The 22358-nt window shown below is 71.8% G+C and carries 25 protein-coding genes; 9 read left to right on the top strand and 16 right to left on the bottom strand.

From position 1 onward, the window contains the following. Nucleotides 1–13: 13 nt before the first annotated feature. Nucleotides 14–730: a ribonuclease H family protein gene (locus ACWDYJ_RS29910; protein ID WP_451568709.1), complete on the top strand. Its 717-nt coding sequence runs from the start codon at nucleotides 14–16 to the stop codon at nucleotides 728–730. 7 nt (nucleotides 731–737) lie between these two features. On the opposite strand, the gene ACWDYJ_RS29905 is transcribed toward ACWDYJ_RS29910, so the two are convergent. Next, nucleotides 738–935 carry a hypothetical protein gene (locus tag ACWDYJ_RS29905; protein WP_451568708.1) on the bottom strand — a complete coding sequence of 66 codons (198 nt, stop codon included), beginning with the start codon at nucleotides 933–935 and terminating at the stop codon, nucleotides 738–740. A 204-nt stretch (nucleotides 936–1139) separates the two neighbouring features. On the opposite strand from ACWDYJ_RS29905, the gene ACWDYJ_RS29900 reads away from it, so the two are divergent. After that, entirely contained in the window at nucleotides 1140–2015 is an 876-nt protein-coding gene (locus ACWDYJ_RS29900) for a universal stress protein (RefSeq protein ID WP_451568707.1), read from the top strand. 112 nt (nucleotides 2016–2127) lie between these two features. Further along, a complete protein-coding gene (locus ACWDYJ_RS29895; protein WP_451568706.1) occupies nucleotides 2128–2790 on the top strand; it encodes a hypothetical protein in 663 nt (220 codons plus the stop codon). 22 nt (nucleotides 2791–2812) lie between these two features. On the opposite strand, the gene ACWDYJ_RS29890 is transcribed toward ACWDYJ_RS29895, so the two are convergent. After that, nucleotides 2813–3127, bottom strand: a complete 315-nt coding sequence (locus ACWDYJ_RS29890; protein WP_451568705.1) for an ArsR/SmtB family transcription factor — start codon at nucleotides 3125–3127, stop codon at nucleotides 2813–2815. A 102-nt stretch (nucleotides 3128–3229) separates the two neighbouring features. Between ACWDYJ_RS29890 and ACWDYJ_RS29885 the strand changes: the two genes are divergently transcribed. After that, a complete protein-coding gene (locus tag ACWDYJ_RS29885) occupies nucleotides 3230–3541 on the top strand; it encodes a putative quinol monooxygenase (protein WP_451568704.1) in 312 nt (103 codons plus the stop codon). Nucleotides 3542–3582: 41 nt separating this feature from the next. Here ACWDYJ_RS29885 and ACWDYJ_RS29880 read toward each other — a convergent pair whose 3' ends face one another. Together ACWDYJ_RS29880 and ACWDYJ_RS29875 are read right to left on the bottom strand one after the other, a co-directional pair. Continuing rightward, a complete protein-coding gene (locus ACWDYJ_RS29880) occupies nucleotides 3583–4452 on the bottom strand; it encodes a hypothetical protein (RefSeq protein ID WP_451568703.1) in 870 nt (289 codons plus the stop codon). A gap of 63 nt (nucleotides 4453–4515) precedes the next feature. Next, nucleotides 4516–6015 carry a PucR family transcriptional regulator gene (locus ACWDYJ_RS29875; RefSeq protein WP_451568702.1) on the bottom strand — a complete coding sequence of 500 codons (1500 nt, stop codon included), beginning with the start codon at nucleotides 6013–6015 and terminating at the stop codon, nucleotides 4516–4518. Nucleotides 6016–6160: 145 nt separating this feature from the next. On the opposite strand from ACWDYJ_RS29875, the gene ACWDYJ_RS29870 reads away from it, so the two are divergent. Together ACWDYJ_RS29870 and ACWDYJ_RS29865 are read left to right on the top strand one after the other, a co-directional pair. Continuing rightward, nucleotides 6161–7666 carry a purine-cytosine permease family protein gene (locus ACWDYJ_RS29870; protein WP_451568701.1) on the top strand — a complete coding sequence of 502 codons (1506 nt, stop codon included), beginning with the start codon at nucleotides 6161–6163 and terminating at the stop codon, nucleotides 7664–7666. Further along, nucleotides 7663–8082 (top strand): YybH family protein, encoded by a 420-nt coding sequence (locus ACWDYJ_RS29865; protein WP_451568700.1) that lies wholly within the window; start codon nucleotides 7663–7665, stop codon nucleotides 8080–8082. The genes ACWDYJ_RS29870 and ACWDYJ_RS29865 overlap by 4 nt, the downstream gene beginning before the upstream one ends. Before the next feature lie 122 nt (nucleotides 8083–8204). On the opposite strand, the gene ACWDYJ_RS29860 is transcribed toward ACWDYJ_RS29865, so the two are convergent. The 5 genes from ACWDYJ_RS29860 to ACWDYJ_RS29840 all read right to left on the bottom strand — a co-directional run bounded on the left by ACWDYJ_RS29860 (nucleotide 8205) and on the right by ACWDYJ_RS29840 (nucleotide 13652). Then, nucleotides 8205–9179, bottom strand: a complete 975-nt coding sequence (locus ACWDYJ_RS29860; RefSeq protein ID WP_451568699.1) for an alpha/beta hydrolase — start codon at nucleotides 9177–9179, stop codon at nucleotides 8205–8207. Between the two features lie 41 nt (nucleotides 9180–9220). Next, nucleotides 9221–10228 carry a hypothetical protein gene (locus tag ACWDYJ_RS29855; RefSeq protein ID WP_451568698.1) on the bottom strand — a complete coding sequence of 336 codons (1008 nt, stop codon included), beginning with the start codon at nucleotides 10226–10228 and terminating at the stop codon, nucleotides 9221–9223. Nucleotides 10229–10241: 13 nt separating this feature from the next. Further along, nucleotides 10242–11231, bottom strand: coding sequence for an LGFP repeat-containing protein (locus ACWDYJ_RS29850; RefSeq protein ID WP_451568697.1), 990 nt, complete (start codon nucleotides 11229–11231; stop codon nucleotides 10242–10244). Nucleotides 11232–11449: 218 nt separating this feature from the next. After that, entirely contained in the window at nucleotides 11450–12865 is a 1416-nt protein-coding gene (locus tag ACWDYJ_RS29845; RefSeq protein ID WP_451568696.1) for a serine/threonine-protein kinase, read from the bottom strand. After that, nucleotides 12834–13652, bottom strand: coding sequence for a serine/threonine protein kinase (locus ACWDYJ_RS29840; protein WP_451568695.1), 819 nt, complete (start codon nucleotides 13650–13652; stop codon nucleotides 12834–12836). The genes ACWDYJ_RS29845 and ACWDYJ_RS29840 overlap by 32 nt, the downstream gene beginning before the upstream one ends. Before the next feature lie 221 nt (nucleotides 13653–13873). Between ACWDYJ_RS29840 and ACWDYJ_RS29835 the strand changes: the two genes are divergently transcribed. Then, nucleotides 13874–14860: an NAD-dependent epimerase/dehydratase family protein gene (locus tag ACWDYJ_RS29835; RefSeq protein WP_451568694.1), complete on the top strand. Its 987-nt coding sequence runs from the start codon at nucleotides 13874–13876 to the stop codon at nucleotides 14858–14860. A 70-nt stretch (nucleotides 14861–14930) separates the two neighbouring features. On the opposite strand, the gene ACWDYJ_RS29830 is transcribed toward ACWDYJ_RS29835, so the two are convergent. From ACWDYJ_RS29830 to ACWDYJ_RS29815, 4 genes are all read right to left on the bottom strand, one after another. Continuing rightward, on the bottom strand, nucleotides 14931–15452 hold the full coding sequence (locus ACWDYJ_RS29830) for a stress protein (protein ID WP_451568693.1): 522 nt from the start codon (nucleotides 15450–15452) through the stop codon (nucleotides 14931–14933). Between the two features lie 60 nt (nucleotides 15453–15512). Further along, nucleotides 15513–16031 (bottom strand): stress protein, encoded by a 519-nt coding sequence (locus ACWDYJ_RS29825; protein ID WP_451568692.1) that lies wholly within the window; start codon nucleotides 16029–16031, stop codon nucleotides 15513–15515. A gap of 241 nt (nucleotides 16032–16272) precedes the next feature. Further along, complete coding sequence (locus ACWDYJ_RS29820) at nucleotides 16273–16470, bottom strand: hypothetical protein (RefSeq protein WP_451568691.1); 198 nt, start codon at nucleotides 16468–16470, stop codon at nucleotides 16273–16275. Nucleotides 16471–16525: 55 nt separating this feature from the next. After that, nucleotides 16526–16705, bottom strand: a complete 180-nt coding sequence (locus ACWDYJ_RS29815) for a hypothetical protein (RefSeq protein ID WP_451568690.1) — start codon at nucleotides 16703–16705, stop codon at nucleotides 16526–16528. A 120-nt stretch (nucleotides 16706–16825) separates the two neighbouring features. On the opposite strand from ACWDYJ_RS29815, the gene ACWDYJ_RS29810 reads away from it, so the two are divergent. Continuing rightward, on the top strand, nucleotides 16826–17935 hold the full coding sequence (locus ACWDYJ_RS29810; protein ID WP_451568689.1) for a hypothetical protein: 1110 nt from the start codon (nucleotides 16826–16828) through the stop codon (nucleotides 17933–17935). Between the two features lie 117 nt (nucleotides 17936–18052). On the opposite strand, the gene ACWDYJ_RS29805 is transcribed toward ACWDYJ_RS29810, so the two are convergent. Genes ACWDYJ_RS29805 through ACWDYJ_RS29795 form a run of 3 tightly spaced genes read right to left on the bottom strand, consistent with a single transcriptional unit; the run spans nucleotide 18053 to nucleotide 21052 of the window. Next, on the bottom strand, nucleotides 18053–18871 hold the full coding sequence (locus ACWDYJ_RS29805) for an ABC transporter ATP-binding protein (RefSeq protein ID WP_451568721.1): 819 nt from the start codon (nucleotides 18869–18871) through the stop codon (nucleotides 18053–18055). A gap of 55 nt (nucleotides 18872–18926) precedes the next feature. After that, nucleotides 18927–19991 (bottom strand): FecCD family ABC transporter permease, encoded by a 1065-nt coding sequence (locus tag ACWDYJ_RS29800; protein ID WP_451568688.1) that lies wholly within the window; start codon nucleotides 19989–19991, stop codon nucleotides 18927–18929. After that, entirely contained in the window at nucleotides 19988–21052 is a 1065-nt protein-coding gene (locus ACWDYJ_RS29795) for a FecCD family ABC transporter permease (protein WP_451568687.1), read from the bottom strand. The genes ACWDYJ_RS29800 and ACWDYJ_RS29795 overlap by 4 nt, the downstream gene beginning before the upstream one ends. Before the next feature lie 149 nt (nucleotides 21053–21201). On the opposite strand from ACWDYJ_RS29795, the gene ACWDYJ_RS29790 reads away from it, so the two are divergent. Next, nucleotides 21202–22215 (top strand): ABC transporter substrate-binding protein, encoded by a 1014-nt coding sequence (locus ACWDYJ_RS29790; protein ID WP_451568686.1) that lies wholly within the window; start codon nucleotides 21202–21204, stop codon nucleotides 22213–22215. Nucleotides 22216–22358: the final 143 nt, after the last annotated feature.

Here is a 22358-nt window from a genome sequence, read left to right as displayed (position 1 = left end):
GCATGATCGGGGGATGTCAGATCTCATCATTGCCGCCTGCGACGGAGCGGCGAAGGGTAACCCCGGGCCGGCCGGATGGGCGTGGGTCATCGCCGACGCGCAGGGCCGTCCCGAGCGTTGGGAGGCCGGTCCGCTGGGACGGGCCACCAACAACGTCGGGGAGCTGACCGCCCTCCAGCGCCTGCTGGAGGCGGTCGCTCCGGGGACGGCCATGCAGGTGCGGATGGACTCCCAGTACGCGATGAAGGCCGTGACGCAATGGCTGCCCGGCTGGAAGCGCAACGGGTGGAAGACCGCGTCCGGGCAGCCCGTCGCCAACCGCGAGCTCGTCGAGCAGATCGACCGGCTGCTGACCGAGCGGGAGGTGACGTTCCTGTACGTCCCGGCGCACCGCGAGGACGGCGACCACCTGAACGCCATCGCCGACCAGGCCGCCAGTGACGCCGCCGTCACCCAGCAGGCCGCCGGTACGGCCCTCGGGACCGCGGAGATGCCCGTGCCCGCGCCGGCCCGCAGTGCGCCGTCGCGGCAGAAGTCCGGTGCGGCGAAGAAGACCGCGTCCGGGGGCGCCGCGACGTCCGGCGGGGCCGCGGGCACGGGCGGGGCCAGGGCCATCAAGGCGAAATTTCCGGGTACCTGCCCGTGCGGGCAGCCCTACGCGGCCGGTGACCTGATCAGCAAGAACGGGAACCGCTGGGGCCACCAGGCCTGCGCCGCCGCCACCGGCTGAGCCGCCTTCAGGAGGGTTCCGGCTGCTGCTCCGGAGGGGTTCCGCCGCCTTTGCCTCCGCCCTTCGCGCCCTTGTCCGTTCCGTGGGCCCGCTTGCCCTCCGGGGGCTTCTTGCCCGTGTTCGCGGCCTTGAGGGACTGGCTGTCCTGCGGGGTGGCCCCGCCCTTGTCGCTGCGCCGCAGCGCGGGATCCTGTGGTTTCGACACGTCGACTCCTCCCGGGTTGAGATGACCGATCGCCGGCTACAGCTGCGACTGCCCGGCAGGAGCCGTCCGACACCCCGGACGCGTGACGGTTTTCCGCGGGCCGGTCCGCGCGGCCCGGCCCTTCGACGGGACCGGCCCCGAGGGGTCACTCTGTAAGCAGCGGGACATGCCGCGCCAGGGCCCGTCGGAGAAGGAGATGTCCTCATGACGAACCAGGTGACCGTGGGCCTGGACGGCTCCCCCGAAAGCACCGCCGCCGCCCGCTGGGCGGCCCACGAGGCCGGGCTCCGCGGCGCGACCCTGGACGTGGTCCACGCCGAGGAATGGCTGGAGAATCCGCCGCTTCCCGTCACGACCACCGAAGAACGCCGGCACTGGGCCGAGGACCTCCTGAGCGACACGGCCGGGGAGCTGCGCCGTGAGCACCCTTCGCTGACGGTCGTCACGCGCCGGGTGGGCGGGCTGCCTTCCCTTGCCCTCGCCGAGGCGGCCCGGGATTCGGACATGCTGGTGCTCGGCTCGCGCGGGCTCGGCAGCATCGCCGGTTTCCTCGTCGGATCCACCGGCTCGGCCACCATCGCCGAGACCGAGCGCCCGGTGGTGCTCGTGCGGTCCGCGGACGATACGGGGTTCCCGCCCGGCGGCGTCACCGACCGTGGTCCGGTCGTGGCCGGAGTGGACATCCACGGGGCCTGCGACAGGGTCCTGGCCTTCGCCTTCGAAGAGGCCTCCCGTCGCGACGGTGCGCTCACCGTCATCCATGGCTGGGCCCCGCCGCCGATCCTGAGCTACGCACCGGCGCTCGATCCCGGGATTCAGCTGGAGATGGCGCACAGCATCGCCAGGACGATGGAGGAGGCCCTGGATCCGTGGCGCGAGCGGTTTCCTTCCGTGAACGTCGATCCGCGCGCCGTCCTCGGCCCGGCCGCGACCCAGATCCTCGACGCCGGGCAGGGCGCCGCCCTCGTCGTCGTCGGCCGGCGCATCCGCCGGTCCCCCTTCGGCATCCACATCGGCCCCGTCGCGCACGCCGTGATGCACCACGCGAACTCACCGGTCGCCATCGTCGCCCACGACTGAGGCCGAGAGGTGCCTTCGCGGACGGTCAGCAGGTGTCCCGCGTCCTCTTCCGCTCCGCCCAAGGCCGTTAGGCTCGGGGGCTGAACGGCCGTCACCACCAGGGGATCACACCATGCCGATGCACCAGCCGGGTCTGCCCGAGGACCTTCCGCCCGCCGAACTGCTGTGGGCGAGCTGGGCGTTGGTCGCCGTGCTGGAGGCTACCTCCGAGGCGGAGAGCCGGGGCGTTCACCGCACCGGGCACTGGATCGACGAGGCCGGGCTCCACCTCGACGACTGCGGCTGCACCTGGTGGACCTTCGCCCGGCTGGGCGAGGGGCGTTACGTGCTCTACGGCGAGGACGAGTCGAGCGGGGTCAAGTGGCACGAGCCCGCCGTCGACATGCTGGCGAACGGCCCCGACTGGCTCCCGTACGAGACCCTGCGCGATCTGCTGGACGGCTGCGAACTGGGCTGCGTCTACTGGTACGAGAACGGCGCCTGGGCCCGCGCGCCCTACCCGGCGGACCTGGAGGACGACGGCCTGGACTGCGGCATCAGCCGCTTCGCGGTGCGCCAGGAGGTGCTGGGCCTGCTCGCCGGCCGCCTGGGCGACTGCGCCTGCGACCCCGCCCGGGCTTCGGGCCGCGCCGCGACGGACCTCCTGGACGCCGCGGGCTCGTACGGGCTCGCGCCCGAGGAGCTGGAGTCGCTCGCCTGCGACCACTGGGACCTGCCGGCCGTGCGGCGGGCACTGAGCCTCTCCGGCCTGGCGGGCGAAGCCGTCCACACGTAGGCGGCGAAGACCGGGCCTGGAGCTATGCGGGTTCGGCGGCGACGATGTCGAGGAGGCCGGGGAAGCGCCGTTCGATGTCGGCACGGCGGAGGGCGGCCATCCGGCTGTTTCCCCGGTCCACCTGCCGGATCAGTCCGGCCTCGCGCAGGGTTCGGAAGTGATGCGTGACGGTCGCCTTCGAGACCGGAAGTCCGAAGGAGCTGCACGTCCGCGCGGCCCCGTCAGGGCCCGTCGCCAGCTCGCGCACCACGTGGCGGCGCAGCGGGTCGGCGAGGGCGGACAACACCGCACCGAGCTCGATCTCCTCGACGGCCGGGTGGCCCTCGTCATCGGGCATACGAAATCGACTCCTCCGAAGGTAAGGCTTGCATCGTACCTTCGGGGCTTGCTAGCGTCCACAGGTACGAGATCGATCGTACCTTTCGAGGAGAGTGCACCCATGGACCAGCCGTTCACCCTGATCGGTACCGCCCGGCCCAAACCCGAGCGCGCGGCGGAGCTGAAGCAGCTCCTCCTCTCGTTCGTCGAGCCGACCCGACAGGAGCCCGGCTGCCTGGAGTACCACTTCCACGAGGACCGCGACGCACCCGGAGTCTTCGTCTTCTACGAAGCGTGGCGCTCCCGGGCCGACCTCGACGCCCACCTCGCCCTCCCGCACCTGCGGGCCTTCTGGGAGCGGCGGATGGACTACCTGCGGACCGATCTGGAGATCCGCTTCCTCACCATGCACAGCCCCTACCAGCGGTCCTGATGAATCGTCAGCACAGCGGGGTCGTCAGCACAGCGGGGCCGTCAGTACAGCGGGCCGGAGGGGAACATGTGGTCCGGCGGGAAGGGGTCCGGGAAGACGGGAGCCGGCTGAGGGGCCGTCCCGCCCTGCCGGGCGGCCAGCCGGCCGGGCCATTCCACGGCCCACATGAGGCCGGCGGCCCCGGCCAGCTGCCAGAAGCCGTCGATGTGCAGCCGGGGCTCGGTGACGGCGAGGAGGTCGCAGAGCAGCCACAGCAGCAGGCAGTGATAGGCGACGAGGACGAGCGAGGCGACGCCGGGCACCGGCAGGGACAGCGTGAGGCGCGGCATCATGAACAGGCACGCCACCACGCACAGCGTGAGCGCCTGGCGCCAGCCCGGCGCGGCATCGAGGCGGACGCCGTCGAGCAGGAGTGCGGCGAGCGCGAGGCCCGCGGCGTTGAGGGCGACGGCGGCGAGCCAGTTCACTCCCGCCCGCCTGGTACGGCTGCGGAACAGGGCGAAGAAGATCCGCACCGTGGTCGCCACCGCCGCGACGACCAGCCCGGACACGAAGACCGGCCACAGGCCCGTCAGCCGCGCCGGCAGACCCACCGCCCAGCTGATCGCCACGCCGGCCCAGAGCGCGAGCGGATACACGGCGAGCGGGGTGAGCAGCCTACTCAGGATGCTCAGCACTCCGGGGAACCTCAGGCGGCGGTCCGTCAGGCTCGACGTCACCAGCACCACCGTCGTGAGGCATACGGCCGTCAGCGCCACCGCGAGCACCTGCGGGCCGCGGGCCTCGCCCGTCAGCCGGAAGTCGACGACCACGAGCGCCGCCACCCCTACCCCGACGGCCACCGAGGCCAGTCGCAGCAGCGTCGTGCCGCTCCACCACCGTCCGGACCGTGAACTGGCATCGGAAGTCATCAGCCCACCCCTCGCTCGTCGTTGACATCCCCCTTAAGGCATGCCCGGCCCGAAACCTCCGCCTCAGTCGAGCTCCCCGAGCGTGCGGGCCGCGCGCAGGGCGAGCCACACCTCGGCGAGATCGCGCGTGGCCGACAGGTCCCGGCCGCTCAGAGCGCTGAAGCGGCGCAACCGGTAGGCGAGGGTGTTCGGATGGACGTGCAGCGCTCGCGCCGCCTTCTCGCCGCTCCGGTCGCGTTCCAGCCAGGTCAAGGTGGAGGTGACGAGCGCGCCACCGTGCTGGGTGTCGTACCGCAGGACCGCTCCGAGCACGTGCTCCACCAGCCCGCGCAGTACGGCCGGGTCCTCGTGCAGCCACCGGTCGGTCGTGTCGCCGCCGAACACCACGATCGGCCGACCCGAATCGACGGCGTGGGCCAAGGCCCAGGACGCCTCGCGGCGGGGCACGCTGAGCGTGGCTCCGGGGGCGAAGGGGCGGGAGACCCCGACCGTGGTGAAGGGCGGCGCCGTCGGCGTACGGAGCACCGCGCAGGAGTCGGGCAGCAGGACGTACAGCTCCTCGTGGCGGCGCAGTACGAGGTACGGGGTGCCGTCCTCGTCGAGCGCGGACACCACCGCGGTGTCGTCCAACGGGCCGCCGGATCCACGCAGCACGGCGAGCACGACCCGCGTGTCGGCGGCGAACCCGGCGCGGGCCAGGCGCCTGCGGGCGGTGTCCGGATCGAGCACGTCCTGGAGGAGCTCGGCCAGCGTTTCGGCGCCCTGGCGGCGCAATGTCTCGCGTTCGTGGCGCACCATCGTGACCTGGAGGGCCGCGACGGTGGCGATGTGCTGGACGACGGCGAGGCCGGCGGGCTGGGTGTGCTCCCGTTCGATGGCCAGCAGGTACCCGGCGGGTCCGCCGGGCGCGGGGACCGCGAGCACGTAGCCGCCGGGGACCGCCGGCGGCGGGTCGGAGGAGGCCGGCAGCAGGGCCGCGTACCGGCTTTCGGGGACGGGCACGCCGGGGAGCAGGGGGCCGCCCTGGGGCGTCTGGAGGTAGAGCGAGTATCCGGAGAGCCGTTCCAGCCGCCGGAAGAGTTCCGCGGCCGTCATGTCCTCGGCGGCGAGCCAGCGCAGGGCGCCGAAGACCTGGAGCTGCGCGCCGAGGCGCTGGCGGGCGTCCGCCTGCACGACCGCGGCGACCTCCTGCGCGACCGCGATGAACGGGACTTGCAGGGGCAACTCCAGTACGGGTATGGCCCGTTCCTCCGCAGCGGCGAGGAACCCCGGGTGCAGTGGAGGTACGCGCAACCCGGCGGAGAGCGTGAGGGCGGCGACTCCGGCGTCGTGGAGCCGCTCCAGGTAGGCGCGCTGCCGGGCGGCGGCGCGGGGGACGCCGATCCCCGTCGTCATGATCAGTTCCGCTCCGAGGAGCCATGGCGTCGGATCCTCCAGCTCGCTCACGTGGGCCCAGGCGACGGGCCGGTGGAGCCCTGCCCCGCCGGCGAGCACCCGCAGTTGGAGCGAGGGCGAACGTACGAGGTCCTCGACACGAGGTGGTGCCGTGCGCGTGCGCGTCATCGGCACATCGTCGTTTGTGGCCGGAGACAAAGGAAGGCCTCCGCTTTGAACGCCGCTCCAATTGTTAACCGGGGGACTGCGACCGCACACTCTGGCTCTGTTCGCCGGGTTCGAGGTGGTCCCGGCCGCATCCCCAGGAGGCGATATGACGTCCGAGACCCTCACGGGTCCGTCGGCCGAGCCCAGCGGTTCCGGTGCGATAGAGAGCCGTTCGATCGAGCACGTCCCCTTCGCGGACCGCCGCGGCAAGGTCTGGCAGCAGGGCCCCTTCTGGTTCCTCGGCAACTTCCAGCCCTTCACCCTCGCCATCGGTTTCATCGGGCCGGGGCTCGGACTCCCGCTCGGCTGGACGGTGCTGGCCGGCGCGCTGGGCATCCTGCTGGGCACCTTCTTCATGGCCTTCCACGCCAGCCAGGGTCCGCGGCTGGGACTGCCCCAGATGATCCAGTCCCGGGCGCAGTTCGGGTACCGCGGCGTCGTGGTGACGCTGGGGGCGACGCTGTTCACCTTCGTCGGGTTCAACGTCGTCGACACGATCATCATCGGCGGCGGACTGGAGTCCATCTTCGGGTGGAGCTCCACCGCCGTCGGGATCGGCATCACGATCGCCGCGGTGGCTCTCGCCGTCTACGGACACGACTGGCTGCACCGGGCGTTCCGCGTGCTGTTCTGGCTGTCGGCCCCGTGCTGGCTCCTGCTGACGGCAGGCGTCGTCACCGGCCAGGTGACCGGCCCGACGGGAGCAGCACCGGGTGGCGGCGGCTTCACGTGGGTGGCCTTCATGGTGCAGTTCACCGCCGCGGCGAGCTACAACATCACGTACGCCCCGTACGTCTCCGACTACTCGCGCTACCTGCCCCGCTCCACCAAGACCTCACACATCATCACCTCCGTGTTCTGGGGCGCCGCCGGCTCCCCGATGTGGCTGATCCCGCTCGGCGCCTGGATGGCCGTCTCCCTCGGTGTCACCGAACCGCTGACGGGAATCCGGGACGCGGGGAACCAGGTGGTGGGAGGCCTCGGGACCGTACTGGCCGTCCTGTCGGTGCTGGCCCTGGTGGCCACCATGGGGCTCAACGCCTACAGCGGCATGCTGACGGTCCTCACCGGCATCGACTGCGTCCGCCCCATCAGGCCGACCCGCTCGGCGCGGATCGCGACGATCACCGGCCTGGCCCTCGTGTGGTCGGTCCTGGGCATCGCGGTGTTCACCGACTTCACCACGGCGCTCGGCAATTCCCTGCTCCTCATGCTCTACCTGCTGGTCCCGTGGACGGCTGTGAACCTCGTCGACTACTTCTTCGTCCGGCGCGGGCACTACGCCATCACCCACCTGTTCCGGCCGGACGGGATCTACGGCACGTGGGCGTGGCGCGGTCTGGCGGCGTACGGGGCCGGGCTGGCCGCGATGGCGCCGTTCATGGTGCTCAGCTTCTTCACCGGGCCCGTGGCGCAGGCGCTCGGCGGGATCGACGTGGCGTTCCTGGTCGGGCTCGCGGTCTCCGGGGCCCTGTACTACGGCCTGACACGCTCCCTCGACCTGTCGGCGGAGGAACCGGCGGTGGCCGCCAGCGAGCGGGAACTGGCCGGGCAGGGGCAGGCGGAGGACGGGCGTCCCGCCGTGGACGATCGTGCGGCGGTGGACGGATGAGCGCCGCCGACCCCACGGCCGCGGAGGCTCAGGTCCGCAGGGCGGCGGCGGATCTCGTCGCGGCCTTCGCCGCCCACGACACGGACCGGTACTTCGCCGCCTTCGCCCCGGACGCCACCTTCCTCTTCCCCACCGAGCCGCGGGTCCTGACGGGCCGCGCCGAGTACAGGGTCCGCTGGCGCTCCTGGGAGGCCTCCGGGTTCAAGGTCCTGGGCTGCCGTACGTACGACACCGACGTACGCGTCGTCGCCGAAGGCCTGGCGGTGCTCACCCACCGGGTACGCACCCGCCTCGCCGGAACCGACGAGCTGCGGGAGCGGGAGACCGTCGTCTTCCGCCGCGAACCGGACGGGCGCTGGCTCGCCGTGCACGAACACCTCTCCCCGGAACGTCACACCGACCCACCCCAGGAGTGAAGGCCGGGATTCCCACGCAAGATCAGAGACGGACCGCCATCTGATCGTTGGAGGCGGCCGACCGTCAAGCGCTCACCCGGCAGGGCCTCCTGGCGACGCGGTCGCCAAGAGGCCCTGTTCGGCTACGCCTTGCGGAGCCGGCCGATGATGCCGTCGAGGTCGAGGGCGAACATGTCGGACCGGATGAAGTGTCCGCCCGGCCTCTCGTGCGACTCGTGCGGGATGCCGGCGTTGTCCAGGTGCCACCGGAACTCCCGCTGGCCGGCGAGTACCTGCTCCTCGTTGAACCGGTCCTCGATCGTCTCGGGACTGGTACCGGCGACCAGGAAGACCCGCTTGTGCCGGTAGCTCTCGATGCGCTGGACCGGGTTGTCCGCGTTGACCCTGGCCTGGTCGAACGGCGCGCCGTAGACGAAGCCGCCGCCCAGCTCCACGGCCCAGGAGGACGCGTTGGCCCAGTGCACGACCGCGTCCCCGTCCCGGCGCAGGCTGGCGGGGCCGGAATGGGAACTGACCGAGGCGAAGTGGCCGTAGTACTTGGCCGCGTACTTCAGCGCGCCGAAGCCGCCCATCGAGAAGCCGGAGACGGCGCGGCCGTCGTACTCGGCGTACGTCCGGAAGTTCGCCTCGACCCACGGGAGCAGCTGGTGGATGTGGAAGGTCTCCCAGTTGCGCGGGCCGACGTTGGAGCTGACGGGGTTGGAGTACCAGCCCGCGCGTCCGCCGTCGGGCATCACCACGATGATCGGCTTGCCGGCGGTCCAGGCTCGGATGCCCTCGCGGTCGAAGGTGATGAAGTCCTGGTTGCCGCCGTGGAACAGGTAGAGGACGGGGTACGTGCGGCCGCTGTGGTGGTAGTCGTCGGGCAGCAGGACGTTGACGGCCGGCCTCCAGCCGATCGCGCTGGTCTCGAACCGGTAGTACCACATGCGGGGATCGCTCTCCATGCGCTCCACGATGTGCAGCCCGGGGATGTCGCCGACAGCATTGGCTGTGGACGCGGTCGCGATGACGCTCGCGCCGCCGAGGGCCATCGCCGCGGAGAGTCCGCCGACGGACTTCAGGAGAGTCCTACGGGTGGGGCGCTGCTCGTTCACAATGATCTCCTGGTCGATAAGTGAGTGATGATGACGGTTCGTCAGTTGGTGGTGATCCAGGTGCCCCTGTCCGGGTGCCAGTGGATCGTGCCGTTCTGGAACTGCTGCGCCTTGCCGCCCGCCTCGTCCGTCTCGTCGGTGACGGCGTAGCCCAGCACCCGCTCGTGCCCGGCCGCGTGGAACGCGTCGTAGATCGCCCCGTGCACCACATGGGCGCCGGTCTGCGGTGACCACAGGAACAGCCCCCGCTCGAAGAACTGGTAACGGCCCCGGCTCCCGCCCGGCGACTGCGCCCCCTCGGCCTCGTCCATCGTCGGGAAGCCCCAGCGGCGCTCCGCGTCCGTCGCCCAGAACTTCCCCAGAATGTCCCCGTAGATCGCGTGCGCCACGTCCGGACGCCAGATGACGATCCCGTTCTGGAACCCCTGGAACCGCCCGCCCAGCGAGGAATCGCGTTCGCCGGAGACCGGCCAACCCAGGGCGCCGCCGGGGCCGCCCAGGCTGTCGTACTTCGCCGCGATCGAGCCGTACGGCATCAGGTCGTCGAGTGCGTTGTAGCGGCGGGGCGAGAACCCCCGGAGCCCGTCACCCCACACCCGCTCCTCGGCCACCTGCCCGAAGTCGTACGTCTCGCGCACCACCGGCTGCGTGTGGCCCGCGTCCGCCCACCGGACGAACAGCGCCACGTGGTCCGTGCCGCCCGAGTCACGCAGCAGCGCGTCACCGGGTTGCAGGTCGTGCGCGGGGATCTCGACCGTGACGTCCCACAGGCCCCAGGTGGTCAGGGACGTGTTCAGGTGCCAGGCCATCGACACGAAGCCCGAGCAGTCGGGGCGGTAGCAGCCGAACTGGTTGTTGTGACAGCCGCTCTGGCTGTACGGGACCCGCTCGGCGATCCACGACCACGCGCGGTCCATCACCTCGCCCCGCCCGATCGACCCGCCGGGCTCGGACGCGCTCGCGGCCGGCGCCGCGGTCAGGCTGAGGGCGATGGCCGCCAGCGTCAGCGTCAGCGCCCCGATCACACGCTGAAGGATCAGCGATCTCATGGCTGTCTCCTGGTCAGTTGGTGGTGATCCAGGTGCCCCTGTCCGGGTGCCAGTGGATCGTGCCGTTCTGGAACTGCTGCGCCTTGCCGCCCGCCTCGTCCGTCTCGTCGGTGACGGCGTAGCCCAGCACCCGCTCGTGCCCGGCCGCGTGGAACGCGTCGTAGATCGCCCCGTGCACCACATGGGCGCCGGTCTGCGGTGACCACAGGAACAGCCCCCGCTCGAAGAACTGGTAACGGCCCCGGCTCCCGCCCGGCGACTGCGCCCCCTCGGCCTCGTCCATCGTCGGGAAGCCCCAGCGGCGCTCCGCGTCCGTCGCCCAGAACTTCCCCAGAATGTCCCCGTAGATCGCGTGCGCCACATCCGGACGCCAGATGACGATCCCGTTCTGGAACCCCTGGAACCGCCCGCCCAGCGAAGCGTCCTCCTCGGCGCGGACGGGCCACCCGAGCGGGCCGCCGGGGCCGCCGAGGCTGTCGTACTTCGCCCCGATGGAGCCGTACGGCTGGAACGCCTCGTCCCGCATCGCCCGCGCGACGCCCTCCGCCTGGTCGTACCGCTCCGGGTAGGCGGAGCGCTGGACGGCCTGCGCGAGCTGCCCGGCGGTGCCGCCCTCCTCCCCGGGCTCCATCTGCTGGGCCACCTCGAAGAACTTGTTCGCCGCGTAGTCGACGTCGAGGACCTGTTCGGGCGTGCCCCAGCCCTGCGAGGGCCGCTGCTGGAAGACGCCGAGCGAGTCGCGGTCCCCGCACGCCAGGTTGTTCATACGGGACTCGACCCAGCCCGTCTCGAAGCCGGCGAGCATCACTTTGTCGGACACGCCCCGTCGCTGGCCGACCTCGTAGACCTTGCGGGTCACCGCGATGTCCCGCTCGGCGGGGATGGCGCAGTACGCCTCGGCCGGCGCGGCATGCCCCAGGGGACCGGGCACGTCGTTCGGACTCTGCGCCCGCGCCGGGCCGCTCAGGGCGGACGCGGCCGTGATGACGAACAGAAGGGTCACCGTGCTGAATCTCGTGCGGCGTCTCAAGAACGGACCGATGGTCACGAACTCTTCCTCCCCTGTGCGGTCGTGTGGGGGTGTGAGCGCGGTCCGTGGACCGCCGGTCCGCAAAGTAGCCGTGGCAGGCTCGGGCAAGGCATCCGGAACGATCCGGAGTGACAACGGCGGGCCACGGAAGGGAGGGTGTCGGGACGTCGGCCGGCCGCACCGGCGACACGTCAGCCCGGACGCCCCGGTGTGGGAGGGGAGCATGCGGGGACCCCGGGGCGGTCCTTCGTGCGCACGGCGGGCAGCCAGGCGGTGGACCCTGCGGGGCCCTCGGGGAGACGGACGCGGAACCACTCGGTGGACTTCGTGTCCGCCTCGTCGATGATGGGCATCGCGTCGGGGACCCGGCACTCGGCGGCGAGGACGTCGCCGTGCCACACCCGGGTCGGTACGACGTTGTCGGCGGTGTAGGGCTCGCGGGGGTCGATCGCCAGGCCGAGGCTGCACTGCGGGTCCCGGTCCGTACGGCCCCGGCACTGCTGCTCGGCGTTGTACACCCGGATCCGGCCGGGGTCATCGGTCGCCGGGTCGTCGCGTACGGCGTACGACCAGATCGCCGTGGCCGCCGCGCACACCGCCACGGCTACGGCCACGAGAGCGGCGCGGGTTCTTCTTCGCCGACGCGTCGCCGGCCGCGCGGTCGCGCCGTCGGCGCCGCTCTGCCGGGTGGTGATGCGCGCCAGCAGGCTCTCGGCGGTGTGCGCGACGCGCGTGGCATGGGTCGGGGACAGGCAGTCGGCGGCCAGCGCGCGCCAGAACGGCGGTACGGCGTTGTCCATGCGCAGCAACGCCCGTCCGTCGGCGTACTCCTGGGCCGCGGCGCCGCGCGAGACGGGCGTGGCGCCGGGAAACGGAGAGGCGCCGGACGCGAACACCTCGTGGATCACGATGCCCAGGGCCCAGACGTCCGCGCTCGGCCTGACCTGGACGCCGTGCTCGCCGAGCGGGGCCTTCCAGCGCTCGGGCGGGAGGTAGTCCAGGCTGCCCATCGGGGGCGCGTACCCGTGTGTGCCCTGGGCGCCGGTCAGTTCCGTGGCGAGCCCGAAGTCGGAGAGCTTGACCGAGCCGTCCTCCATGAGCAGGACGTTCTCCGGCTTGAGGTCGCCGTGCACCCAGCCGCTGCGGTGCAGATGGGCCAGGCCCTCGCAGATCTCGGCCACCAGCCGGGCGCCCTCCTCCTCGCTCACTCCGGCGTCGAGCACCTCCCGCAGGCTGCACCGGGCCCGCTCCATGACCAGGACGATCGCGCCGTCCAGGAACGGATGGTCCGGTTCGCTGAGCACGACGGAGTCCAGCAGGCGGATCAGCCGTGGGTGGCGGGCCCGGCGGCCGAGTTCGACCTCGCGGCGGGCGGTTTCCGCGACCCGGCGCGCCTGGCGCGGTGCGAGCTCGGCGGTCGGCAGGAACTTGAGCGCGACGTCTTCCCGACCCGTGACGTCGCCCACCAGGCGCCCCGCGTGGACCGTTGCCCAGCCGCCGTCGGCGATCGGCTCGGTGACCTCCCAGCCGCCGACCCGGTAGCCGCGCGGCAGCAGTCCCGTGCGATCCGTGCGGTCACTTCCCGAGGTGTCGGCCTGGCCGTGCACCGTCTCCCCCTCCGGGCCGGGGCGGCAGCAGGGCGAGGTGCTCCTCCCGTACCAGCCCGAAGCGCAGCACGAGTCCCACGATCGCCTCCCGCTTGCCGTTGCGGCGGGCCTCCCTGCGGGGCCCGTCCTCGGCCGGAGCACTGATCCGCATCTTCTCGTCGGCCAGGTAGTCGATGTGGGAGCTGACCGCCCGGGCCGTCAGCCGGCCGCAGGCGGGGTGGCCCTTGAGGCGCTCGACGATCTGCGGGGTGGTGGGCACCGCGACCTGCGACTCGTCGCGCAGCCGCGGTTCGCAGAGGGCGACCAGCACCAGGAAGTAGATGGCCGTCTCGTCCAGCGAGTACGCCGTGACGGTGCGGCTCCCCCACTGGCCGCCCGCGCCGTCCGGGTCCAGGTAGACGTGGTCGGGCGCGAACACCTGGAAGGCGACGGTGGTGTTGTGGCGGGTGGGCAGCACGACCCGGGAGAACTCGAAGGGGATGGGCGCCGCGGCCCGTCGCGGCGGCACCCGCAGGTACTCCCCCGCTCCCTCCGGGTTCTCCACCAGATAGCTCTGGGTCGTGCTGTGGTTGCTGAGCTGCCAATGGTCGTCCGTCACCCGGATCTCCCCCGCCAGCCGGGAGATCGCCGCATCGACGAGGCGCAGTTCGACCGGGGTCGTCGCGGAACCCCGTCCGAAACGCGCCACTTCACCCGGACCGAGCCGTAACGTCACCGCGTCACGGCACGGCTCGCCTCCCGGGCCGCCGCCCGTCCCCTGCGGCAGATGGATCACTACCCCGCTCACTGCCCCCTCCTCGCCCCCTGTGTCACCGTGTCACCGGCCCCCGTGCCACCGGCTCTCACACACGGTTGACGTTACACATCGCACGCGGGAGTTCACTCCTCGGCTTCGGCCGTTTTCGCCGGGTTCCAAGGGGGTGAGTGGCAGAAAATCGGCGTGGTGGCGCCGGTCAGCTGTCAGCGAATCCACTGGCTCCCCGGTGTTCGCCGTGGTGGGGTGTCGCCATGGAGATCTTGGTACTGGGCGGAACGGCATGGGTGGGCCGGGAGGTGTCGGGGCAGGCGGTGGCGCGGGGCCATCGCGTGACGTGTCTCGCCCGCGGCGAGAGCGGAGGAGTCGCGGACGGAGCGAGGCTGGTGGCCGCCGACCGGCGTGATCCTTCGGCGTACGAACCGCTGCTCGACCGCCGTTGGGACGCGGTCATCGAGGTGTCGTGGCAGCCCGACTTCGTTCGTGGGGCGCTCGACGCGCTGGGCGGCAGGGCCGGGCACTGGACCTACGTCTCCTCCGTCAGCGCCTACGCCTCCCATTCCACGCCTGACGCGGACGAGACCGCTGCCCTGCTCGCTCCGACCGAACGGGGCGAGGTCGACCGCTCGTCGTACGGGGAGGCGAAGGTCGCCTGCGAGCAAGCGTCGACGTCCGCCGTGGGGGACCGCCTCCTCATCGCGCGCGCCGGTCTCATCGGCGGTCCGGGCGACCACACCGGACGCTCCGGCTACTGGGTGGCGCGTGCGGCACGCGATCCGCGGGGGCCGATGCTGGTTCCCGACGAGCCGGCCATGGCGACGCAGGTGGTCGACGTACGCGACCTCGCCGCTTGGCTGCTCGATTGCGCGGAGAAGGGGAGCGTCGGTACCTACGACGCCGTCGGCCCGGTCGTTCCGTTCGGGGAGTGGATCGGGCTGTCCCGCGCGGTCGGCGGGCACACCGGTCCGGTGGTCACCGCCGGTTCGCCATGGCTGCGCGCGAACGGTGTGGCCGAGTACATGGGGACCGAGTCACTGCCGATGTGGCTGGTCGAGCAGGGCTGGGAAGGGGCGTCGGCCCGGAAGGGGGCCGCGGCGAGCGCCGCGGGACTCCGTCATCGGCCCAGGGCGGAGCTGCTGGCCGACACGCTGCTCTGGGAACGCGAGGAGGGCCTGGACCGGATCAGGCGTTCCGGCCTCAGCGCCCGGCGCGAGCGTGAGCTGCTCGACGCGCTCGCCTGACGGCCCGGCGCCCGGCGGCCCCCTCCGGTGTGGTGCTCACGGAGGGGGCTGCCGGTTGGCGTGGGCGGTGCTACCAGGAGCGGTTGAACTTCACGTTGCCGCCGTTGCGCTCGAACCAGCCCTTGAATCCCCAGTTGATCCAGCCGCCGTCACCCTGGTTGGCGAACGTGCCGGACTCGAAGATCCACAGGCCGTAGTGGATGTTGCCCCACTGGACGTTGGCATAGACCGCGGTGCCGTTGAACCGGTCGTCGTAGTTCTGGCTCAAGTTGAACAGCATGACGTTGTGCCGGCCGCCGGCCGCGTCGAAGGCCTTGTCCACGGCCTCCTGCACGAAGGACCCGCGGTTGTCGGTCTTGATACCGCGCAGCGCTTCGGCGATCGCGTGGCCGCGGCCGAGGTGGTCCATCGAGACGTTGACGGTCACGCTCTTGTCCGCCTGGGCGGAGGGCGCGGAGGGCTGTGCGCCTTCCGCCGAGGCCCCGGCGGTGACGGCCGTCGGGCGTTCGGAGGCCTGGGCCGGCACGGCGGCGGCTCCGGTGAGGGTGAGGGCGGTCAGGGCGATCGAGGCGAGCAGGGAATTGCGGCGCATGAGGTGCTCCTTCTTCTGGAGAGGGCGACAGGGGCGAGGGCGGGAGACGGTGCGCGGGTGTTACCAGGAGCGGCGGAAGTTCACGTGGCCGCCGTCGCGGTCGAACCAGCCGCGGAACGCCCAGTTGATCCAGCCGCCGTCGCCCTGGTTGGTGAACTGGCCCGACTCGAAGACGAGGACCCGGTAGCGGCCGTGGACGCCGCTGACCTTGGCGTCGTAGACCACACCGTTCAGGGCGGTCGAGTAGCGGTTCTCGTCGTTGATGACCATGACGTTGTAGCGCTGGCCGGACTCGTAGAAGGAGCCCTCCATGAGGCTCTTCACGTAGCCCGAGCGGTTCTGGTTGCGCTCTACGGCCTCGGTGGCGATCCTCATGACCTGCCTGGTGATGTCGAGGACGGCGGCGGCGACGGCGATGTGCAGTCCCTGCGCGCTCACCTCGCCGGGGATCGCGCCCTGGACCGAGGCCGCCCGCTGTACGGGCGGTGCTTCGGCGGCGTGGGCGGCGGCGGACGGCAGGAGGATCCCCGCGGCGACCACCGTGCTGATGAGGGCGGTGGCCATACGCTTTCGGTTCATACCCATGACATTTCTCCTTTTCATGATTTTTCGGGCACATGAGGGTGTCGAGTACCGCGCCGCGTGGTGTGCGCGCTACCAAGAGATAGGTGAAGCGGCCGAGAGCTGCCAGGTCCTCCGGCAGGGAAAGGAATCGAGCCCGATCCGGGCGGAATCCCATTCGACCCGCAATTCGATGGACCGACCTCCTGCTTTACCGGCAGGACATTTCAGGGTGTCGAAATCGCGAAGCGGTTTTCCGTCACCACGATGTCGTCAGATGAGAGGCCGCGTCGTCCAGGAGCACGCGGGAGACGCTCCTGCGGCGGGCCGGCCCGGAGGGGGCGGCGGCCGCGACCCGGCGGTGGAGCAGGATCGCGCAGCCGCCGGCGCAGACCAGCGAGATGGCCGCCCACCAGGGAAGACACGCCTCCCTGTGGGCGATGGGGTGGTTCGTCATCAGGGAGTCCAGGATTTTCGCGAGAGATCCGGAACCTCTTCGGACGCGAGAGGCTCTAGAGGACCGGGGGGCAGTGGGAGGCGGGACCGGTCCACTCGGTGTCGCCGGGGCGGTGGCATTCGGCGGCGCTCGACCGGGGGGACTCGGCGGGGTCGGCGGACGCCGCACCCACTCCGACCGTGCCGGCGATACCGAGAGCCAGCGCCACCGCACAAAGGAACCGAGTGAACTTCATGCCGTACTCCTGAGGAAGTGATTTTCTTTCCGACCCCTTAAGAATCCACCGAGTGGGAACACCCGGTCCAGAGGGGACGGGCCTCAGCAAAGTGCTGGCACGAAAGGGAGGGGTCACATTTTGGACATAACCACCGTAAAAGGGGAGTCCGGCGGGGTTGATGAGGCCTTACAGCCGTCACCGACCGTCGATCCGGAGGAAACCGAGGACCTCGACCCCCTGACCCTGCGGCTGTACACCCACCTCCTCCAGCACGGCCCGACCCCGACCTCCGAACTGGCGGCGGCACTCGACCTGACCGAGGACCACGCCGAGGACCGCGCCGCCGCGTTGGTACGCCACCGGCTGGTCGCCCACGACCCGGACAGCGAACGCGCCCGCTGGCGGGCCGTCAGCCCGTACACCGCCGCGGCCGAACTCGTGGGCCCGGAGGAGAACGTGCTGCGCCGCCGCCTCGAGAGCCTGGAACGCACCCGGGCGCGCCTGAGCGCGCTGATCCCCCTGTACGAGGAGACGTATCGGCGCAGCGCCGACTCGGGCGCCGTCGAGGTCGTCGAGGCCCGGGAGCGCGTCATGCTCCTGATCTCCGACGCGGCGGCGCGCTGCACCCGGGAAGTGCTCACCGTCCAGCCCGGCGGCGGGCGCCCACCCGGCCACCTGGAGCGCGCGCTCCCCCGCGACCTGGACATGCTGAAGCGCGGAGTACGGCTGCGCACCCTCTACCAGCACACCGCCCGCTACAGCCCCGGCACCCAGGAGTACGTCCAGGCCGTGAGCGCGGCCGGGGCGGAGGTCAGGACCCTGGGCGAACTCTTCGGCAAGATGCTGGTCTTCGACCGCGCGACCGCCTTCCTGCCGGTCTGGGACAACCCCGACGCGGCCGTCGTGCTGCGCGAACCGTCGGCGGTGGCCTTCCTCTGCTCGGTCTTCACCACCGCCTGGGGCCTCGCGGAGCCGTTCTCCGCCTCGTACACGGCGGCGACCGCGATCCAGTTGCACGACACCATCGCCGGGCGCCTGGCCAGTGGGGCGAAGGACGAGGTGATCGCCAGGCGACTGGGCATGTCGCTGCGCACCTGCCGACGGCACATCGCCGAGCTGATGGACGAGCTCGGCGCCGACAGCCGCTTCCAGGCGGGCTACCTTCTCGCCCTCAGGACGCGAGGGGCGGCTTCCCCCGACGGCGCCGCTCACGACGACACCCGGGCGCGGTCGGGGACCGGCTACTGAGCCGGTGCCGGGGCGGGACGGACCGAGGGGCTGGTGGAGTCCTTCGCGGGCGCGGCGCGTGAGGGACACCTCGTGCTCGTGTGGGAAGGCTGACGAAACGCTCGACCGCCGGGCGTCTCAGGCCGGGTCGGGTCGGCGGCCGCCCTGGGGGATGACCAGGGGGGTGCCGGCGACGGGGCAGGTGATGACGGTCGCGTGCAGGCCGAACACGTCGTGCACCAGCTCCGGGGTGACGATCCGCGACGGTGGCCCGGCGGCCACGACCCGCCCGTCGCGCAGGGCGATCAGGTGGTCGGCGTAGCGGCAGGCCAGGTTCAGTTCGTGCAGCACCATCACGACCGTGCGGCCCCGCTCGCGGTTGAGCTGCGCGACGAGTTCGAGTACGTCGACCTGGTGGGCGAGGTCCAGATAGGTCGTCGGCTCGTCGAGCAGCAGGACCGGGGTGTCCTGGGCGAGGGCCATGGCGATCCAGACCCGCTGGCGCTGGCCGCCGGACAGCTCGCCGGTGGAGCGGTGCGCCAGATCCGCGCAGCCGGTCGCCTCCAGCGCCGCGTCCACGGCGGCCTCGTCGGAGGAGGACCACTGGCGCCACCAGCGCTGGTGAGGGGTCCGGCCCCGGGCCACCAGGTCCCGTACGGAGATCCCGTCCGGGGCACTGGGAGTCTGCGGCAGCAGGGCGAGGCGCAGCGCGAACTCGCGTGCGGACAGGGCCGCGATGTCCTCGCCGTCGAGGTGGACGGTGCCGCCGGCCGGTGTGAGGAGCCGGGCGAGGGCGCGCAGGGCGGTGGACTTCCCACAGGCGTTGGGGCCGACGAGCGCGGTGACCTTGCCCGCCGGGATCGACAGGTCGAGGCCCTCGGCGACGATCCGGTCGCCGTACGCCAGGCGCAGGCCGTCGCCGCGCAGCGCGGTGTTCACGGTGTTCACATCGGCCATATCGGTCACATCAGCCACATCAGTCACGTCGTTCACATCAGTCACGTCGGTCATGTCAGCCTCCCTTTCCGGCCCGGTTGGTGCGGGCGAGGAGCAGCAGCAGGTACGGGGCGCCCACGGCGCCGGTGAGCACGCCCACCGGCAGCTCGGTCGGGGCCAGCACGATCCGCGAGGCCAGATCGGCGAGGATCAGCAGCACCGCGCCGGTCAGGGCGCTGGTGACGAGCGGGATCCCGGCGGTGCCGGCCAGTCGGCGGGCGATCTGCGGGGCGCCGAGGGCGATGAAGGCGATGGGGCCGGCGGCCGAGGTGGCCAGCGCGGTGAGGCAGGTGGCGAGGACCAGCAGGGCGATGCGGGTGTGCCGGAGCGGGATGCCGAGGCTGCGCGCGGTGTCGTCGTCGTACTGGAGCAGTTGGTACGGGCGGGCCAGGGCCAGCGTGAGCGGCAGGAGCAGCACGAGCGCCAGTCCGGCCCACTGGACGTGTTCGTAGCCGCGGCCGTTGAGGCTGCCGGTGAGCCAGACCATGGCGCGGGAGGCCTGGTCGATGTCGGCGCGGGCGAGCATCCAGCGGGTGAGGGCCATCAGGGCGCCGTTCGCGGCGATGCCGACCAGGACGAAGCGGTAGCCGGTGATGGTGCCGTCCCGGTACGCCAGCAGGTAGATGGCGGCAGAGGTCAGCAGCGCTCCGGCGAGCGCACCGAACGGAACGGCCCCGAAGGTGCCGGCGCCGGCCGCGGTGACCCCGCCGATCAGGATGGCGCCCACGGCTCCGGCTCCGGCGCCCGCCGAGATGCCGATGAGGTCCGGGCTGGCCAGGGAGTTGCGGGTGACGGCCTGGAAGACCGCGCCCGCCAGACCGAAGGAGGCGCCGACCAGCAGGGCGGTCAGGGCGCGGGGCAGACGTAGCTGATGGATGATCAGGTCGGCCGCGCCCTCGCCCGTGCCGAGCACCGCGCCGAGCACTTCGCCGACGGGGATGGCGTACGTCCCGAGGGACACGGAGGCGATCAGCCCGGCGAAGCCGGTGAGGGTGAGGACGGCGAGGGTGGCGGCGGTCCGGGGCGCCACGGCGGCGCCGAAGGGCCCGAGCTCCACCCTCCAGGGCTTCACGAGGCTCATCGGGTGTGCTCCTTGAGCTTGCCGCGCTTGACCAGCAGGGCGAGGAAGGGTGCGCCGAGCAGCGCCGTGACCACACCGACCTCCAGTTCCCCGGGGCGGGCGACCATCCGTCCGACGACGTCGGCGGCCAGCATCAGGACCGCGCCGCCCAGCGCCGAACAGGGCACGAGCCAGCGGGCGTCGGGCCCGGTGAACGCCCGTACGACGTGGGGGACGACCAGCCCGACGAAGGTGACCGGTCCGGCGGCGGCGACGGCCGCGCCGGTGAGCAGGACGACGGCGAGAGCGCCGAGCGCCCGGGTGGTCTTGACCTTGGTGCCGAGCGAGCTGGCGAGGTCGTCGCCGAGGGCGAGCGCGTTGAGCCGGCCGCTGAGCAGGAGGGCGAGCAGGAGTCCGACGACGACGAACGGCAGGAGTTCCAGGGCCAGCGCGCCGTCCCGGCCGGCCAGCGAGCCCACCGCCCAGAAGCGGTACTGGTCCAGGGTGCTGACGTCGAGCAGCACCAGGGTGTTGGTGCCCGCTTCGAGCAGTACGGTCACGGCCGCGCCGGCCAGGGCCAGTTTGGCCGGGGTCGCGCCGCCGTAGCCGGTGCCGCCGACGGTGTAGGCGATGAGACCGGCCAGCGCCCCGCCGAGGAAGGCGAACCAGACGTACTGGTAGGAACTGGTCAGCCCCAGCAGTCCGATGCCCGCGGCGACCGCGAAGGCGCCGCCCGCGCTGATGCCGATGAGCCCGGGGTCGCCGAGCGGATTGCGGGTGATGTCCTGCGCGACGGCGCCCGCGGCCCCCAGCGACAGTCCGACGAGGAGTCCGAGGAGCGTGCGCGGCATGCGCAACTCCCGCACGACGACGGCGTCCCCCTCGGTGCTGCCGCCGATCGCGGCCAGTACGTCCGACAGCGGTACGGACTTGGTGCCGATCGCCAGCGAGGCGCAGACCATGGCGGCCACCGCGGCGAGCAGCACCACGGCGACCAGGGCGCGCGCGGCAACACGGGGCGGAGGCGGTGGGGCAGGGCTTGCCGATGCGGCGGCCCCGCTGAGGGCGGGCTTCAGAGACACGAGCCTCAAGGTAAGACATGCCTTGCCTGACCTGGTCCGCCGCCCCCGTGTGGATTCGGCCACGGGGAGGCGCTATTCTCACACCGCCGCTACAAAGGTAAGCCTTGCCTAAACCTGTCTGGGCCGCTGCCCCTGCCCGTGGAGATCTGATGAACACCCCCCTCAACCAGCGCCGGTCAGGCCGGTTCGCCACCGCCGTCCTCACGGCGGCCATGGCCCTCTCGCTGGCCGCCTGCGGCGGCGCCGCGGACGACAAGCCCGCCGCCGGCTCCTCGCAGTCCGCGGCGGCCGAGTCGGCCGGCTTCCCGCGCACCATCACCCACGACAAGGGCACGACCGAGGTCAAGACCAAGCCCAAGCGCGTGGTCGCGCTGGACAACAGCCTCGTCGAAGCCGTGGTCGCGCTGGAGGCCCCGCTGGTCGGCGGCATCGGTTCGTACCGGGACCAGAAGGGCTTCCCCGCCTACCTCGGTGACGCGGTGAAGGACACCAAGGACGTCGGCCCGCTCGACAGCCCCAACCTGGAGCAGATCGCCGCGCTGAAGCCGGACCTGATCGTGTCGGCGACCGTTCGCCACGCGGACTTCTACGACCAGCTGAGCAAGATCGCCCCCACCGTCTTCGTCAAGACGACCGGCCCGATCTGGAAGGAGAACGTCACCTTCCTCGGCCAGGCCCTGGGTGAGGAGCAGAAGGCCGCGGCCAAGCTGACGGCCTACCAGACCCGTGCCAAGAAGATCGGTGACGCGATCAACGCCAAGGGCGGCGGCAAGGACGGCAAGCCGACCGTCACGGTGGCCCGCTTCCTGGACGGCCCCACGCGCATCTACCTGCCCAAGACCTTCAGCGGCATCGTCCTGGCCGACATGGGTCTGACGCGGCCGGCGAACCAGCAGGACCAGGAGAAGTTCAACATCGAGATCAGCGAAGAGCAGATCGAGCAGGCCGATGCCGATCACATCTTCCTCACCACCTTCTCCGGCGGTGAGGAGCGCAAGAAGAAGTTCCTCGCCAACCCGCTGTGGCAGCGTCTGAACGCCACCCAGAAGGGCAACGTCCACGAGGTCGACGACGCCGTCTGGATGACCTCCGTCTCGCTCCAGGGCGCCGACATGGTGCTCGACGACCTGGCCAAGGTCTTCGCGGTCGACCCCGCCAAGTAGTTCCTCCGGCAGCCCGTGACGGGCCGGGGACGAGGCGTACGCCTCGTCCCCGGCCCGGGGGCGGTGTAGTTTGCCCCCGGGGGCGTCTCCGGCCCCCTAGTGATCAGCGTGTGGGGGGGGCCGCCGCCCGGGCGGGGGCGGGG

It is taken from the genome of Streptomyces sp. NPDC003042 (genome assembly GCF_053591315.1).
Note: the sequence above shows the minus strand (reverse complement) of the source record. Positions and strands in the feature narration are given on the sequence as shown.

Excerpts from the sequence above, each read along its gene's own strand:
- ACWDYJ_RS29910 (WP_451568709.1), top strand. The coding sequence starts at position 14 with ATGTCAGATCTCATCATTGCCGCCTGCGACGGAGCGGCGAAGGGTAAC.
- ACWDYJ_RS29900 (WP_451568707.1), top strand. The coding sequence starts at position 1,140 with ATGACGAACCAGGTGACCGTGGGCCTGGACGGCTCCCCCGAAAGCACC.
- ACWDYJ_RS29895 (WP_451568706.1), top strand. The coding sequence starts at position 2,128 with ATGCCGATGCACCAGCCGGGTCTGCCCGAGGACCTTCCGCCCGCCGAA.
- ACWDYJ_RS29890 (WP_451568705.1), bottom strand. The coding sequence starts at position 3,127 with ATGCCCGATGACGAGGGCCACCCGGCCGTCGAGGAGATCGAGCTCGGT.
- ACWDYJ_RS29885 (WP_451568704.1), top strand. The coding sequence starts at position 3,230 with ATGGACCAGCCGTTCACCCTGATCGGTACCGCCCGGCCCAAACCCGAG.
- ACWDYJ_RS29880 (WP_451568703.1), bottom strand. The coding sequence starts at position 4,452 with ATGACTTCCGATGCCAGTTCACGGTCCGGACGGTGGTGGAGCGGCACG.
- ACWDYJ_RS29875 (WP_451568702.1), bottom strand. The coding sequence starts at position 6,015 with ATGACGCGCACGCGCACGGCACCACCTCGTGTCGAGGACCTCGTACGT.
- ACWDYJ_RS29870 (WP_451568701.1), top strand. The coding sequence starts at position 6,161 with ATGACGTCCGAGACCCTCACGGGTCCGTCGGCCGAGCCCAGCGGTTCC.
- ACWDYJ_RS29865 (WP_451568700.1), top strand. The coding sequence starts at position 7,663 with ATGAGCGCCGCCGACCCCACGGCCGCGGAGGCTCAGGTCCGCAGGGCG.
- ACWDYJ_RS29855 (WP_451568698.1), bottom strand. The coding sequence starts at position 10,228 with ATGAGATCGCTGATCCTTCAGCGTGTGATCGGGGCGCTGACGCTGACG.
- ACWDYJ_RS29835 (WP_451568694.1), top strand. The coding sequence starts at position 13,874 with ATGGAGATCTTGGTACTGGGCGGAACGGCATGGGTGGGCCGGGAGGTG.
- ACWDYJ_RS29830 (WP_451568693.1), bottom strand. The coding sequence starts at position 15,452 with ATGCGCCGCAATTCCCTGCTCGCCTCGATCGCCCTGACCGCCCTCACC.
- ACWDYJ_RS29825 (WP_451568692.1), bottom strand. The coding sequence starts at position 16,031 with ATGAACCGAAAGCGTATGGCCACCGCCCTCATCAGCACGGTGGTCGCC.
- ACWDYJ_RS29820 (WP_451568691.1), bottom strand. The coding sequence starts at position 16,470 with ATGACGAACCACCCCATCGCCCACAGGGAGGCGTGTCTTCCCTGGTGG.
- ACWDYJ_RS29815 (WP_451568690.1), bottom strand. The coding sequence starts at position 16,705 with ATGAAGTTCACTCGGTTCCTTTGTGCGGTGGCGCTGGCTCTCGGTATC.
- ACWDYJ_RS29805 (WP_451568721.1), bottom strand. The coding sequence starts at position 18,871 with ATGGCCGATGTGAACACCGTGAACACCGCGCTGCGCGGCGACGGCCTG.
- ACWDYJ_RS29800 (WP_451568688.1), bottom strand. The coding sequence starts at position 19,991 with ATGAGCCTCGTGAAGCCCTGGAGGGTGGAGCTCGGGCCCTTCGGCGCC.
- ACWDYJ_RS29790 (WP_451568686.1), top strand. The coding sequence starts at position 21,202 with ATGAACACCCCCCTCAACCAGCGCCGGTCAGGCCGGTTCGCCACCGCC.